Source organism: Micromonospora sp. CP22, from assembly GCF_009712475.1.
In the GTDB taxonomy this organism is placed as follows: domain Bacteria; phylum Actinomycetota; class Actinomycetes; order Mycobacteriales; family Micromonosporaceae; genus Micromonospora.
In genome coordinates this window covers 91,846-106,049 of the sequence record NZ_VCJO01000006.1, presented here as the reverse complement: position 1 = coordinate 106,049, position 14,204 = coordinate 91,846, and the positions used below count along the sequence as shown (strand labels likewise).

Genomic DNA, 14,204 nt, shown 5'->3' with positions numbered 1-14,204 from the left:
GGTATGGACCCCCTCCTGCTGGCCGACGCGACGAGCGCGGCCGACATCCCCGGCGTACGCCTGCTCGGCCTGGTCGTCGGCGGCCTGTTCCTGCTCCTCGCCATCCGCGCGATGTTCCGTCGCTGAACCGCCCGGAGCTACCCACGCCCAACCACCGCGCGACGCCGCTCCCCCGCGCAGCAGCGCCCACCAAGGAAATCTTGGACGGTTTCCGTTAGCGGCTAACGGCAACTGTCCATGATCGCGACGCCGCGTTCCGGCGGGCGGGAGATCGGGGCGCGAGCGAGCGGGGTGACGGAGCGGCAGCGGCCCGAGGACGCCGCCGAGCGGCGAAGGTTCCGGTCGACGGCGAGTTGATCGACTCGGGTTTCGGCGCGGAGCCACCCGGGTACCTGCGGCCTTCGATGAAGCTGACCACGCACTCGATGTCGTTGCGCCGAGCCGCGCGCAGCCTGTTCGGTTGGACCGCCCTGCGGCCCAACCAGTTGGCCGCGATGCGGGCCGTGATGCGCCGCCGCGACGCCCTGGTGGTGCTGCCCACCGGCGCCGGCAAGTCCGCGATCTACCAGATCCCGGCCAGCCTGATCCCCGGCCCGACCGTGGTGATCTCACCGCTGCTGGCGCTCCAGCAGGACCAGATCGCCGCGCTCAACGAGCGGCAGCGAGCAGAGCTGCGCGCGGTCCGGATCAGCTCCGACGAGACGGCGGCCCAGCAGGCCGAGGCGATCGCCGAGATCCGCGACGGGCGGGCGGAGTTCCTCTTCATCACCCCGGAGCAGCTGGCCAACCCCGACCGGATGGCCGAGGTCCGCGCCCTGCGGCCGGCGTTGGTGGCGATCGACGAGGCGCACTGCATCTCCGCCTGGGGTCACGACTTCCGCCCGGACTATCTCGCCCTCGGGCAGCTCATCGAGGGCATCGGCCGGCCACCGGTGGTGGCGCTGACCGCCACCGCCTCCCCACCGGTACGCGACGACGTCGTCAGCCGGCTGCGGTTGCGCAAACCCGAGATCGTGGTGTCCGGCCTGGACCGGCCTAACCTGTTCCTGGAGGTGGCGCACTGCCCCACCGAGGACTACCGGTGGCGGCGGCTGATCGCCCTGCTGCGCGAGGACAAGCGGCCCGGCATCATCTACGTGCCCACCCGCCGCGCCGCCGAGGAGCTGGCCGCCCGGCTGACCGATTCCGGTTTTCCCGCGCAGTACTACCACGGTGGGATGGCGGCCAACGCCCGCTCCCGGCTGCACCAGGAGTTCCTCGCCGACCAGGTGCCGATCATGGTGGCGACCTCGGCCTTCGGCATGGGCATCGACAAACCCAACATCGCCTGGGTGGTGCACATGGCACTGCCCGACTCGCCGGACAGTTACTTCCAGGAGATCGGCCGGGCCGGCCGGGACGGCCAGCCGGCCCGGGTGCTGCTGCTGTGGCAGGCCGAGGACGTCGGATTGCAGCGCTACTTCAGCGGCGGCCTGCCCGACGCCACCGAGCTGCGCGATCTGGCCGCCGTGCTGCGGCAGGAACCCACCACCCGCAAGCAGCTGCGCGAGGTGACCGGGCTCGGCCCCCGCAAGCTCGGGCAGTACCTCGCCCTGTTGGAGCAGATCGGTGCCGCCCAGCAGCGCGCGGGACAGCGGATCGGCGCGCCGCGCTACGCCCCGACACCGGTCGACGCGGCGGCGGCAGCGGTGACCGAGGCGGAGCGGCAGCAGAGCCTGACCCGGTCGCGTACCGACATGATGCGCGCCTTCGCCGAGACCACCGCCTGCCGGGGCCAGACGTTGCTGGCCTACTTCGGCGAGCAGATGACCGGGATCTGCGGGCACTGCGACAACTGCCACGCGGGCACCAGCGTGCCCGACGACGGCTCGGTCGGCCCGTTCCCCGTACACAGCCAGGTGCGGCACGCCGAGTGGGGTTCCGGGCTGGTGCTCAGTTACGAGGAAGGGCGGATGACCGTCCTGTTCGACGAGGTCGGGTACAAGACGCTGTCGGTCAGCGTGGTGTCCGAACAGGGGTTGTTGACGCTGGACTAACCTGAGCCGGCCGCTGCCGCCCCGGACGGCACGTCGACTGGAGGTTCGCCACCGACGACGGGACGGGTCGGGCCGCGTGGGCGGCAGCAGACAACGACGTGAACGACGAGCGGGAGGGGCGGGTCGTGATCGAAGAACCGGCGTACACCGGTTTCGGTTTCTCCGACGAGGAGTGGGGGCTGTTGGTCGGCCTGCCACAGTCGGTGCTCACCGCGGCGAGCGCCGCCGAGTCCGACGGCACCCGGGCGACGATGGCCGAGGGCGCCGCCGGCCTGGAGACCATCTCCGGCGGTCGGGAGTCGGCCAGCCCGCTGGTGGCCGCCGTGGCCGGCGAGATCGTCAGCCGGGTCGGTGACCCGGAGGCCGGTGAGGAGCTGCCGCTCATCGCGCCCGCAGACCCGCGCGGCTACGCCGAGGACGTGCTGGGCCGGGCCAAGGAGGCGTCCGCCCTGCTGGCCGCCAAGGTGGACGAGGGCGAGGCGGGCGCGTACCGGCACTGGCTGGTGGAGATCGCCGATCAGGTGGTCACCGCGGCCAGCACCGGCGGCGTGCTGGGCCTGGGCGGCAGCGTGGTCAGTCCGTCGGAGCGCCGCTTCCGCGACCGGCTGGCCCAGGTCCTCAACGACTGAGCGACTCTCCGCCCGCCCCGTTGTCGGTGACGGTCTACCGACCGTCGCGGCAACGGGGCGGGCGCGTCAGGCGAGCCGACGGCGGAAGAGCACGCCGGACAGCAGCACGGCGAGGGCGAGCAGGCCGACACACCAGGCCGCCGCCTGGGTGGGTGCGGTACCGACCGGGGTGTCCAGCAACAGCCCGCGCAGGGACTCGATGACCGGCGTGACCGGCTGGTGCTCGGCGAAACCACGCAGCCAGCTGGGCATGGTCTCGACCGGCACGAAGGCGCTGCTCGGATAGGGCAGGAACATGACCAGGAAGGTGTAGCCGTTGGCGGCCTCCGGGGTCCGGGCCAGCAGGCCGAACGCCGCCGACAGCCAGGACACCGCCAGCAGGAACAGCAGCAGCACCCCGGCAGCGGCCAGCCAGCGCAGCGGCACGACGGCCGGCCGGAACCCGATGGCTACGGCCACCCCCAGCACCAGCACGGTGGACACCGCGTTGCGGGCCACACTCGCCACCACGTGCCCGGTGAGGATGGAGGTGGCACCCACGTCCATGGTGCGCAACCGTTCGATCATGCCGTTGGTCAGGTCCATGGTGACGCTGACCGCCGTACCGGCGGCACCGAAGCCGGCGCAGAGCAGCAGCACACCGGGCACCACGTAGGTCACGTACGCCGAGCCGGTCTCGATCGCCCCGCCGAAGAGATAGACGAAGAGCACCATCAGGATCACCGGCAGCAGCAGCGAGGTGAGCAGCGCGTCGATGTTGCGGCTGGACAGTCGCAGGCACCTGCCGATCATCACGGCGGTGTGCGTCGGGCGCAGGGTCAGCTCAGACACCGGCCACCTCCCGCTCGGGGCTCGGTCGCCCGGTCAGGGTGAAGAAGACGTCGTCGAGGGTGGCCTCCCGGACGGTGAACCGGACCACTGCGTCCCGGGACGGGTCGACCTCGTCGAGCAGGCTGCGGACCTGTGGGGCGCTGCCGTCGGTGGCCACCGACAACGCCAGCCGGGCGGGCTCGCGGTGGGTGACGCGGTCGCCCAACCGCCGCGCCGCCTCGGCGAGCGCGGCGGCGTCGCGCCAGGTCAGCTCCAACCGCTGGGCACCGAAGCGGCGTTTGAGGTCGGTGGCCGTCCCCTCGGCGACGAGTCCGCCGCCGTGCAGCACCATGATCTGGTCGGCGAGGCGGTCGGCCTCCTCCAGGTACTGCGTGGTGAGCAGCACCGTCACCCCGGCGTCGGCCAGCTCGCCGATCACCTCCCACAGCGCCTGCCGACTGCGCGGGTCCAGGCCGGTGGTGGGCTCGTCCAGGAAGATCACCGACGGGGAGCCGACCAGGCTGGCCGCCAGGTCGAGGCGGCGGCGCATCCCGCCGGAGTACGTCATCACCCGCCGCCGGGCGGCGTCGGCCAGGTCGAAGCGGTCCAGTAGCGCCGCAGCGCGGGCCCGGGCCGCCGGTGCCCGTAACCCGGCGAGCCGGGCCAGCATGGTCAGGTTCTCCACGCCGGTCTGCGTGTCGTCGAGCGCCGCGTGTTGTCCGGCGAGGCTGATCGTGCGGCGTACCCGTCGTCGCTCACGCACCACGTCGTGCCCGGCGACCCGGGCGGTACCCGAATCCGGCCGGGTCAGCGTCGCCAGGATCCGCACCGTGGTGGTCTTGCCGGCCCCGTTCTGACCCAGCAGGGCGTGCACCCCGCCGGTGGGTACCCGCAGGGTCAGCCCGTCGAGCACGACGAGGTCTGCGAAGGACTTGCGCAGGTCGACGAGTTCGACCGCTGGCGGCCCATGCACCATTACCACAACCCGTAATCTGTGTATGCCATACGCTTATATGCGTAGACAATACGCAGAAGTTATGCTGGCGGTCAACGCCGGTGTGGGAGGTGGAGTGGACGAACCCGACGTCGAGCTGCCCGAGAACGTGGCGTTCGCCTGGGGCCTTCGCGACCACCCGAGCCGTGGCCCGAAACGCAGCCTCAGCCTCGAACAGGTCGTCGCCGCCGGCATCCAGATCGCCCAGGCCGAAGGGCTGGCGGCGGTGTCGATGAGCCGGGTGGCCGGCGAGTTGGGCGTGGCGACCATGTCGCTGTACCGGTACGTGCCGACCAAACAGGACCTGCTCGACTTCATGGTGGACACCGCCTTCGGTCCGCCACCGGCCCCGCGCGGCGCCGACGAGGGGTGGCGGCCGGCACTGGCGCGATGGGGCGAGGGCAACGTCGCGGCGCTGCGCCGACAACCCTGGATGCGGCACGTGCCGATCAGCGGGCCACCCATCACCCCGAACCAGGTGCGGTGGATGGAGTACGGTCTCGCCGCGCTGCGCGGCACCCACCTACGGGCCAACGAACGGATCTCCGTGATCATGCTGGTCAGCGGGTACGCCCGCAGCTGGGCCACGCTCACCGCCGACATCGCCGAGGCCGCCGCCCGCACCGGGCAGACGCCCGAGCAGGTCGGCCAGCGTTACTGGCATCACCTCGCCAGGGTCACCGGCTCCGGCCCCTACCCGGCGATCCACGAACTGCTGGCCGAGGGCGACGATCACGACGACGGCGACATCGACCTCGAGTGGCGGTTCGGGCTGGGCCGGATCCTCGACGGCGTGGCCGCGATGATCGAGAAACGGGCCGAGGAGGTGGCCGACCCCGCCGGTGACGGTACGTCCGCCGACGATTGACGCCCCCGGTCAGCCCCGCGTCAACAGGGTCAACACCGCCCGTTCGGCCTGCTCCGCAGAGGTCCCCTCGGGCACCGGGGCGACCACACCGTCGTGGAACAGGTCCACCACCCTCGGATCCACATACGACGCCCGAGCCACCGTCGGCGTGTTACCCAACAGCTCCGCCACCTGCCGCATCACCGACGCCACCGCCCGACGGCGGGCGGTGGCCGACCGGGCGGAGGCGAGCGCGGACAGCTCCGTCGCCGCCCGTACCGTCGCATGCCAGGTACGGAAGTCCTTCGCGGTCATCTCACCGCCGCTGGCCTCACGGAGATAGTCGTTGACCTCGTCGGCCCGGACGTCGCGCCACTGCCGCCCGTCCCAGTAGCCGAACAACCGGTCAGCCGCCCGGCGACGCCGCCGCAGGTCGGTCAGCACCCGGCACAACTGCGGATCGGTGATCAACCGTGCCTGCTCGATGCCGCCCTTGGCCGGAAACTCGAACAGCACGCAGCCCCGGCGCAGCCGGGCGTGCTCCGGGCGCAGGGTCGCCACCCCGAACGTGGGATCGTCGCCCGCCGCGTACTGGTCGCTGCCGACCCGGAAGGCGCCCATGTCCAGCAGTCGGGTCACCGTGGCCAGCACCCGCTCCCGGCGCAGCCCCCGCACCGTCAGGTCGTGGCCGACCCGCTCGCGCAACACCGGGAGCCGACCCGCCACCTCCAGCACGTGGTCGAACTTCGCCTCGTCCTGCCGCTGCCGCCACACCGGGTGGTAGAGGTACTGTCGGCGACCGGCAGCGTCGACGCCGATGGCCTGGATGTGCCCGTTGGGATACGGCGAGATCCACACCTCCTGCCAGGCCGGCGGGATGACCAGTGCCCGCAGGCGGGCCAACTCGTCGGGATCGCGTACCGGCTCGCCGCGCGGGTCCAGGAACGACCAGCCGCTACCGCGCCGACGCCGCCGGTACCCGGGCCGACTCGGATCGCTACGCCGCAACCGCACGGTCCCCCCGCACCACCCGCTCCACGTCGTCGACGGCGGCCAGCACCTCGTCCACCCCGAGAGCGACCATCGTGGGATGGTCACCTACCCCGTCCCAGTCCGGCCATGCCCGCGCACCGGCCCAGAGCACCCGGTGTCGTCGACGTTCCGGCGGCGGCCCCCACCGGGCGGGCGGGACCGGACCGAACAACACCACCGACGGGGTGCGGTAACCGGTGGCCAGATGCGCCACGCCGGTGTCCCCGCTGACCACCAGGCGCGCACCGGCGATCAGCGCGGCGAGCCGGGCCAGGTCCGTCCGGCCGGCCAGCACCGAGGCGGCGGGCAACCCGGCCTGGTACGCGATACCGGCCGCCAGCGCCCGCTCCGCCGCGCTGCCGGTCACCACCACCCGGTGTCCCCGCCCGGTCAGCTCCCGGGCCAGAGCCGCGAACCGGTCCGCCGGCCAGCGCTTGGCCCGCTCCTTCGAGCCGGGATGCAGCACCGTGACACCGCTGGCCGTCACCGCTGCGTCCGGCCGACGCAGATCCAGGTCGCCCGGATCGGCCACGATCCCGTACCCGCGCAGCAGCCGGCACCAGCGCGACACCTCGTGCTCGTCATCGTGCCACGGCGGCCCGTCGACGTGCGCCGCCTCGGCGTTGGCGAACGCGAGCAGTCGGCCGGGGCGTACCGCCGCCAACAGCCGGTGCGACTGCGGCCCCTGGCCGTGCAGATTCACCGCCACCGTCACCCGCCCACCGGGGCGGTCCAGCCGCGTCAGGTCGGCGGTGGGCAGCAGCTCGTCCACCCCGCCGACCAGCTCGACGAGCGGACCGAGCCAGGCCGGCGCGGCGAGCACCAACCGCTCGTCCGGGTAGGCCGCCCGCAACGCCCGCAACGCCGGGACCGCAGTGGCGAGGTCACCGACGCCGAGGGCACGCAAGGCCAGGATCACGGGTACGACGTCTCCTGATCGGCGCAGACCACCATCTCGCGGATCGCGCAGCCGGCCGGCTGGGACAGCGCGAACATCACCGCGGCAGCGGTGTCGGCCGGATCGTTGAGGATCGCGTCCGGACCGGGCCGGTACTGCGCGTCACGCTCGTCGAAGAAGGCCGTCCGCATCCCACCCGGGACGAGCAGCGTGACACCGACCGAACCGGCCAGTTCGGCGGCGAGCGCCCGGGTGAACCCGACCACCCCGAACTTCGCCGCGCAGTACGCCGTCGCATCGCTGACCGCCTTGACACCGAGCGTGGAGGCCACCGTCACGACGGTGCCCCGGGAGGCCGTCAGGAACGGCAACGCGGCCCGGATCACCGCGGCGGTGGCCAGCAGGTCGACGGCGACGATCCGGTCCCAGGTCTCGCCGGGCACGTCGGCGAGCCGACCGGGCACGTCGATGCCGGCGGCGGTGACCACGCCGTCCAGCCCGCCCGCCTGCTCGGCCAGCTGGCGGGTGGCGGCCTCCGCGCCACGGGTGTCCGCCAGGTCGCACTCCACCCAGGGCACCCCGTCCGCCGGCGCCTGCCGGTCCAGCACCAGGGGCCGACCACCGGTGGCGGCCACCGCCGCCACCACGGCCGCGCCCAGTCCACTGGACCCCCCGGTGACCAGCACCGTCCGCCCGGTACCCGACCCACTCCTCGCACTCACCGGGAAACCTCCGTTCGCGACTGCGGGGCTCGCAACACCGACCCACTCCTCGCACTCACCCGGAAACCTCCGTTCGCGACTGCGGGGCTCGCAACACCGGCTCACTCCTCGCACTCACCGACGAACCTCCAGGATGCTGCGGTCGGCGCTCGCGGCGATCAGCTCGGTGGTGGAGCGACCGTCCAGATAGGGCACCACCACCGTGTGCCCGCCCCATCGACGCAAGAGCGCCGCCTCCGGGAGGTCGGTGCCGTCACCACCGCCGGTGGCGTAGTCCCCACCCTTGACCCAGATGTCCGGACGCAGCCAGGACAATGCCGCCTCCGGCGTCGGCTCGTCGAAGATCATCACCGCGTCGACGCAGCTCAGCGCGGCCAGTAGCCGACTGCGGTCGTCCTGACGCATCACCGGACGACCCGGCCCCTTGAGCCCGGCGACGCTGGCATCGGAGTTGAGACAGACGACCAGGCAGTCACCGAGCTGCCGGGCGGCCTGCAACGTCGCCACGTGGCCGGCGTGCAGCAGGTCGAAGCAGCCACCGGTCGCCACGACCGTCCCCCCGGCGGCCCGGACCCGAGCGACCACGGCGGCGGACGCGGCCACCCCGACCCGATCGCCGGCCACCGCCGCGTGCACCGCCTGCGGCGCACGCCGTACCGCCGTCGGCAGGGCGGTCGCCACCCCGCCGTCCGCCACGTACGCCGAAGCCTGCGCCACCGCCTCCTGCACCGCCTCGGAGACCAACGCCCCACGGGCCAACGCGAGACCGGCGGCGACGGCGAAGCGGTCACCCGCACCGCAGGTGTCCCCCTCGGCGGCCACCGGAGCGGGCACCATCAGCGGAGTCGACGCGGTATGGCTGAGCAACGCGCCGTCGGCACCGAGCGTCACCGCGACCGCACCCGCCCGCCAGCGCTGCCGCAGCCGTTGCGCCCCCTCGGCGGCGGTGGCCAGTCGGGTGGCGCCGATCGGTGCCTCCATCAGCTCCCGCACCTCGGCCTCGTTCGGGGTGACCAGGTTCGCCCCGGGCACTGCGGCGGGCCCCCGGGGGTGCGGATCCCACACCAGCGGGGCGCGGATCGACGCCAGGGCCGCCCGCAGCGCCGGATGCCGCGCCACCGCCCGGCCGTAGTCGCTGACCAGCACCACCGACGCCCGCTCCAGCACCCGCAGCACGGCGTCGCTCGGCTCCCCCAACTCCCCCACCCCGCCGCCCCGGTCGTGGCGCAGCAGCACCCGACCAGCGGAGCGCAGGCGGATCTTCTCGGGGGTCGCACCGGTCAGCCGCAGCGGATAGACCTGTACCCCGGCGGCGGCGAGCAGGACGCTCAGCCGAGCCCCACCGGCGTCGTCGGCCAACGCGGTCACCAGCACCACCTCGGCACCCTGCGCGGCGGCGAACACGGCGGAGAGGCCGGCCCCGCCGGGCCGGTCCACGTGCGCGATCTCGTCGAGCACGGGCACCGGCGAGTCCGGACAGAGCCGGTTGACCACACCCTCGACGTCCCGGTCGAGCAGGGTGTCGCCGACCACCACCACGGGTCCCGTCACGCTTGCCTCCTCACGCCTGCACCGGCCGGACGGCGTCGCCGTCCAGCACCACCTCGACACCGGCCCGCACCACGTCGGCCGCGCCGACCGACGGCTGCTCCGCCATCGCCTGCTCGACGTATTCGCAGAGCAGGTGGCTGGAGACCAGGTGCAGTTCCTGGACCACCTGGGTGTCCGGGGAGTCCACGGCGAGCACCTCGTGACACGCCTCGGCGAGCGGGTTCGGCGTCGGCCCGGTGAACGCCCAGCACCGCAGCCCCGCCTCCCGACCGGCCCGCGCGGCGGCGAGCAGGTTGCCGCTGCCGCCGCTGGTGGACAGCAGCAGCAGGACGTCGTCGGGTCGGCCGTGCGCGCGGACCTGCCGGGCGAAGACCTCCGCGTAGCCGTAGTCGTTGCCGATCGCGGTCAACGCCGACGTCTCGGCGTGCAGCGCGATGGCGGAGAACGGCTGCCGGTCGTCGCGCAGCTTGCCGACCAGTTCGGCGGTCAGGTGCTGGGCCTCGGCCGCGCTGCCGCCGTTGCCGGCGACGAGCAGCCGACCGCCGTCGGTGAGCCGCCGGGCCAGCGTCGCGCCCCACCGGGCGAGCAGTGGCTCGCAGCGCCGGAACGGCGGCAGCGCCGCGGTCAGGTGTGCCAGGTGCGCGTCGAGCAGACTCATCAGGCCACCACCCGGGTGGGTCGGTGCACGGCGACCACCTCGTCGTACACCTCGGCGAGGCGCTGGGCGGTGACCTCCCACGAGTAGTGCCGGCGGGCTCGGGCGCGCGCCGCGCCCGCGTACGCGAACCGGCGGATCCGATCGTCGAGCAGCGCCCGCAGCGCCTCCCCCAGCGCCCTCGGGTCCCGCGCCGGCACCAGGTCCCCGGTCACGCCGTCGACCACCGTGTCCCGCAGGCCACCGACGGCGGTGGCCACCACGGGAACCCCGCACGCCATCGCCTCCAGCGGGGTCAGCCCGAACGGCTCGTACCAGGGCGCGGCGACCAGGATGTCCGCCGAGCGGTACCAGCGCCCCATCTCCTCCCGGGGCACCGCGCCGACCAGGCGGACCCGGTCGACGACGCCGCAGCTACCGGCGAGCGCCCGCAACCGCCGGGCGTACGGGTCGGTCTCCAGCAGACCGGCCGGTGGGCCACCGACCACCACGCACTCGGCCTCGGGCACGTGCGCCATCGCCCGGACCACCGTCTGGAAGCCCTTGCGTTCCACCAGCCGACCCACGGTGAGGATCCGGGGCCGATCAGGTTCCCGCTCGGCGGCCGGGCCGAGCGGGGCGAACGTGGTCAGGTTCACCCCGGACGGGATGACGGTCATCGCCGAGCGGGGCACGCCCATCCGGACCAGCTCGCCGACCTCGTCACGGCACTGGGCGACGACCCGGTCCACCGAGCGGCCCAGGTGGCGCTCGTAGCTGATCCGCCGGGCCGGGCTGGTGTCCTGCACGCCCTGGTGACGCCGTTTCACCGTGCCGAGCGCGTGGAACGTCTGCACCACCGGCACCCCGGTGCGCCGGCCGGCCTCCAGCGCGGCCAGCCCACTCATCCAGAAGTGCGCGTGGACCACCTCGGGGGTCCAGTCGCCGCCTCGCCACCGGTCCATCAGCCAGGCCCCGAACGGGCGCATGTGCGGCAGCAACGCGTCCTTCGCCACCGGCTCGGCCGGACCGGCCGGGACGTGCACCACGTCGTAACCGTCCGGACTACGGACGGTCACCGGTAGGTCCACCGCGTCGCGGCGGGTGTAGACCCGGACGTCGTGTCCGGCGGCGGCGAGCGCGGCGGAGAGCTCCGCCACGTGCGTGTTCTGGCCACCGGCGTCCTCACCGCCCAGGATGGCGAGCGGGCTGGCGTGCTCCGAGATCATCGCTATCCGCATACTTCCTCCTCCAGCAGCCGGTCCCAGTCGGTGAGGAATCGGTCGAGGCCGTACCGTTCGCGGGCGGCGACGCGGGCCTGCGCGCCCGCGCGGGCCGCCCGCTGTGGGTCCGTGACGAGGCGTTCGGCGGCCTCCAGCAGCACGTCCACCCGGGTGGCGAGGGCACCGGCGCCCGGCGGGACCGCCATCACCGCCTCGGTGGTGGCCAGCGCCACCACCGGCATGCCCATCGTCATCGCCTCGATCAGGCTCAGCCCCAGCGACGTCCACCGGCACAGGTGCAGGTACGCCCGGCGGCGCGCCAACTCGGCGTGCATCCGGTGTTGTGGCACGTCGTCGTGGCTGGTCAGCCGGTCGGCCGGCAGACCGAGGTGCTCGGCCAGCCCGGCCACCTTCATGCCGAAGACGTCCAGGGGGGCGATCTCGGCGAACCGGGGCAGCAGGTCGGTGCCGGTGACCCGCCAGCGGCGTACCGGCTCGTTGATCACGACGGCCAGCCGGTCGAGTTCACCGGTCCAGGTCGCCGTCGGCGTCACGATGCCGTGGTCGACGACGGTGGTACGGGTCGCGCCGGTGTCCCAGAACAGCTCGTTGAAGGCCGTCACGTGGGCGATGAGCAGGTCGTCCCGGTCGGCCATCGGGTGGCGGCTGTTGGGGACCTGACCGTCCTTCGGCGTGTTGTGCTCCACATAGATCGCCGGCAGGTCCCGGCCGGGGCGGCGACCGAGCCACTGCTGCGCCAGGTCGAGTTCCTCGGGACGTTGCAGGATCACCACGTCGACCTCGGCGGTACGCAACTGCTCCGGGCTCACCTCCGCGGCGCTCTCCGGCCAGGTGTAGGTCCGGGCCCGGCCCAGCCCGTACGGTCCCCGGTCCGGGGTGGCCGGGATCAGATACCGGTGCTTGCCGTGCACGAACGAGGTGGTCCAGGACCCGTGCACGTGCCAGAGCAGGATGTTCATCGGCCGCCCCCACCGCCGACGGTGGCCACCTCGGGGGTTGCCCGCGATCCGGTCGAGCCGGTGGCCGGCCGGTCCGGCGGTACGCCCAACAGCCGCAACGCGTCGAGGACGGCGGCCGGCTCGACGCCGCTGAGACAGGGGTGCCCGGGTACCGGACACCGTGCGGCGCGGGTGTCCCGGCAGGCGGCGGTGGCGTCGCCGAGGCGTACCGTCGGCACCCGCCACGGCCCCCACTGGCCGAACGGGACGGTGGGGGCGAAGAGGCTGACCACCGGCACGCCGTACGCGGCGGCCAGGTGCGCCGGCCCGGTGTTGCCGACCACCACCGCACCGGCGGCGGCCACGATCCCGGCCAACTCGGCCAGGTCGGTCCGGCCACCGAGGTCCCGGCCGTGCCGACCGGCGACCCGCGCGGTGAGGTCCCGCTCGTGCGGGCCGCCGGTGACCACCACCCGGTGCCCGGCGGCGCACAGTTCCTCGGCGATCCGTTCGGCCAGCTCGGGCGGGCACCCCCGGGCCTGGGCCGCCGAGCCGGGATGCAGCACCACGTAGCCCGGTTCGCCGGCCTCCGGCGGCGGCGGTGGGACCGGACGCAGCCGCAGGTGCGGTTCGTCGTCGCCGTCGAGCACGTAGCCGGCGGCGGCGGCCAGCGAGAGGGCCCGCTCGGCCTCCGGCACACCGACCGGCACCCGGTGGCGCACGTCCAGCAGGCTGCCCGGGTAGTCGTCGCTGATCGCCGCGATCCGGGCGACCCCGGCCATCCGCAGCAGCAGGGCCAACGGCAACGGCGACTGGTGGAACGAGGTGAAGACGACCGCCTCGTCGGCGCCCACCGCCGCCAACCGGGTGACCAGGGCGGCCATCTCCTGCGGATCCACCGGCCCGGGTGCCGGGTCGATCCAGGGCAGCCGGTGCTCGATCACCTCGTCGACGCCGGGCAGCAGGTCGGCGGCGGCCCGCCCGCGCGGTCCGCAGAGCAGCACCACCCGCCGCGCCCCGGCGGCGACCGCCCGGATTCCCGGTCCGGTCACCAGCACGTCCCCCGCCGAGTCCGACCGCACCACCAGGACCGTGCGGCCGTTGCCGGGACCTTTGACGCGAACACGGCGGGCGACCGTGGCACCGGCCCGCGCCACCGACTCCGCCGGGCTCAGCGCCGCCTGGCGGCGCAGGATCTCCGTGACGGCCGAGGGCAGATCGGCGGCCACCCAGGGGGCTGCCGCCACCTCCTCGGCGCGGGTCACCGGCGTCGGAACCAGCACCCCGGCGGCACCGGCGGCCAGCGCCGCCGTGACGTCCCGGCCGATGTCACCGATCATGACGCAGCGGGTGGGTACGGTGCCCAACGCTCGGGCGGCGGCGTACACCAGGCCCGGTCTCGGCTTCCGGCACGCGCAGTCGTCCCCGTCGTCGTGCGGACACACCTGCCAGGAGTCGAACGGGCCGAGCAGGTCCTCGATGCGGCGGTGCACCTGGTCCAGTTGCCGCTCGGTGAACAGCCCCCGGGCCAGCCCGGACTGGTTGGTCACCACGGCGAGTTTCAGCCCGGCCGCCCGCAGCCGGTCCAGCGCCGCGCGGGCCCCCGGCATCGGCCGCACCTTGTCCGGATCCGAGTTGTACGGCACGTCCTCGACCAGGGTGCCGTCTCGGTCCAGCAGCACCGCGTCGAACAGGATCGGGCGGGACATGACCCGGCCGGGATCGGCCAGCACCCCGGCTGACCTGCGCTGATCCGGCTCCTCCTGGTCCTGTCGCACGGGCGGCGGGTTCCCTGCGCCCCGGTGAGTAAACGTCACCCGCGACGCGGTCGGCGATACCGCGCGCCGACGGCACCCACTCGGCCGCCCG

At 73.7% G+C, this 14,204-nt stretch carries 14 protein-coding genes; 4 read left to right on the top strand and 10 right to left on the bottom strand.

Going from position 1 to position 14,204, the window contains the following annotated elements:
• The first annotated feature begins 3 nt into the window (after positions 1 to 3).
• The 3 genes from FF096_RS27085 to FF096_RS13155 all read left to right on the top strand — a co-directional run bounded on the left by FF096_RS27085 (position 4) and on the right by FF096_RS13155 (position 2,665).
• The gene (locus FF096_RS27085) at positions 4 to 126 is read left to right on the top strand and encodes a hypothetical protein (RefSeq protein WP_255456639.1); all 123 of its coding nucleotides are present in this window, start codon (positions 4 to 6) and stop codon (positions 124 to 126) included.
• A gap of 278 nt (positions 127 to 404) precedes the next feature.
• Positions 405 to 2,036, top strand: coding sequence for an ATP-dependent DNA helicase RecQ (locus FF096_RS13160; RefSeq protein ID WP_155217884.1), 1,632 nt, complete (start codon positions 405 to 407; stop codon positions 2,034 to 2,036).
• Between the two features lie 125 nt (positions 2,037 to 2,161).
• A complete protein-coding gene (locus FF096_RS13155; protein ID WP_309223279.1) occupies positions 2,162 to 2,665 on the top strand; it encodes a hypothetical protein in 504 nt (167 codons plus the stop codon).
• A 66-nt stretch (positions 2,666 to 2,731) separates the two neighbouring features.
• Here FF096_RS13155 and FF096_RS13150 read toward each other — a convergent pair whose 3' ends face one another.
• Positions 2,732 to 3,496: an ABC transporter permease gene (locus FF096_RS13150; protein WP_309223209.1), complete on the bottom strand. Its 765-nt coding sequence runs from the start codon at positions 3,494 to 3,496 to the stop codon at positions 2,732 to 2,734.
• On the bottom strand, positions 3,489 to 4,451 hold the full coding sequence (locus FF096_RS13145) for an ATP-binding cassette domain-containing protein (protein ID WP_155217882.1): 963 nt from the start codon (positions 4,449 to 4,451) through the stop codon (positions 3,489 to 3,491). The genes FF096_RS13150 and FF096_RS13145 overlap by 8 nt, the downstream gene beginning before the upstream one ends.
• 94 nt (positions 4,452 to 4,545) lie before the next feature.
• Between FF096_RS13145 and FF096_RS13140 the strand changes: the two genes are divergently transcribed.
• The gene (locus tag FF096_RS13140) at positions 4,546 to 5,337 is read left to right on the top strand and encodes a TetR/AcrR family transcriptional regulator (RefSeq protein ID WP_309223208.1); all 792 of its coding nucleotides are present in this window, start codon (positions 4,546 to 4,548) and stop codon (positions 5,335 to 5,337) included.
• Positions 5,338 to 5,346: 9 nt separating this feature from the next.
• Here FF096_RS13140 and FF096_RS13135 read toward each other — a convergent pair whose 3' ends face one another.
• The 8 genes from FF096_RS13135 to FF096_RS13100 form a co-directional block, all read right to left on the bottom strand.
• On the bottom strand, positions 5,347 to 6,330 hold the full coding sequence (locus FF096_RS13135; RefSeq protein ID WP_309223207.1) for a DNA topoisomerase IB: 984 nt from the start codon (positions 6,328 to 6,330) through the stop codon (positions 5,347 to 5,349).
• On the bottom strand, positions 6,314 to 7,267 hold the full coding sequence (locus tag FF096_RS13130; RefSeq protein ID WP_309223206.1) for a glycosyltransferase family 9 protein: 954 nt from the start codon (positions 7,265 to 7,267) through the stop codon (positions 6,314 to 6,316). Before FF096_RS13130 ends, FF096_RS13135 begins: the two co-directional genes overlap by 17 nt.
• Positions 7,264 to 7,968 carry an SDR family oxidoreductase gene (locus FF096_RS13125; RefSeq protein WP_309223205.1) on the bottom strand — a complete coding sequence of 235 codons (705 nt, stop codon included), beginning with the start codon at positions 7,966 to 7,968 and terminating at the stop codon, positions 7,264 to 7,266. Before FF096_RS13125 ends, FF096_RS13130 begins: the two co-directional genes overlap by 4 nt.
• Before the next feature lie 114 nt (positions 7,969 to 8,082).
• A complete protein-coding gene (locus tag FF096_RS13120; RefSeq protein ID WP_309223204.1) occupies positions 8,083 to 9,519 on the bottom strand; it encodes a PfkB family carbohydrate kinase in 1,437 nt (478 codons plus the stop codon).
• A 10-nt stretch (positions 9,520 to 9,529) separates the two neighbouring features.
• Entirely contained in the window at positions 9,530 to 10,177 is a 648-nt protein-coding gene (locus FF096_RS13115; RefSeq protein ID WP_155217878.1) for an SIS domain-containing protein, read from the bottom strand.
• The gene (locus FF096_RS13110; RefSeq protein ID WP_155217876.1) at positions 10,177 to 11,394 is read right to left on the bottom strand and encodes a glycosyltransferase; all 1,218 of its coding nucleotides are present in this window, start codon (positions 11,392 to 11,394) and stop codon (positions 10,177 to 10,179) included. The genes FF096_RS13115 and FF096_RS13110 overlap by 1 nt, the downstream gene beginning before the upstream one ends.
• On the bottom strand, positions 11,385 to 12,356 hold the full coding sequence (locus FF096_RS13105; RefSeq protein ID WP_155217874.1) for a glycosyltransferase: 972 nt from the start codon (positions 12,354 to 12,356) through the stop codon (positions 11,385 to 11,387). Before FF096_RS13105 ends, FF096_RS13110 begins: the two co-directional genes overlap by 10 nt.
• Complete coding sequence (locus tag FF096_RS13100; protein WP_155218114.1) at positions 12,353 to 14,044, bottom strand: HAD-IIIA family hydrolase; 1,692 nt, start codon at positions 14,042 to 14,044, stop codon at positions 12,353 to 12,355. Before FF096_RS13100 ends, FF096_RS13105 begins: the two co-directional genes overlap by 4 nt.
• Positions 14,045 to 14,204: the final 160 nt, after the last annotated feature.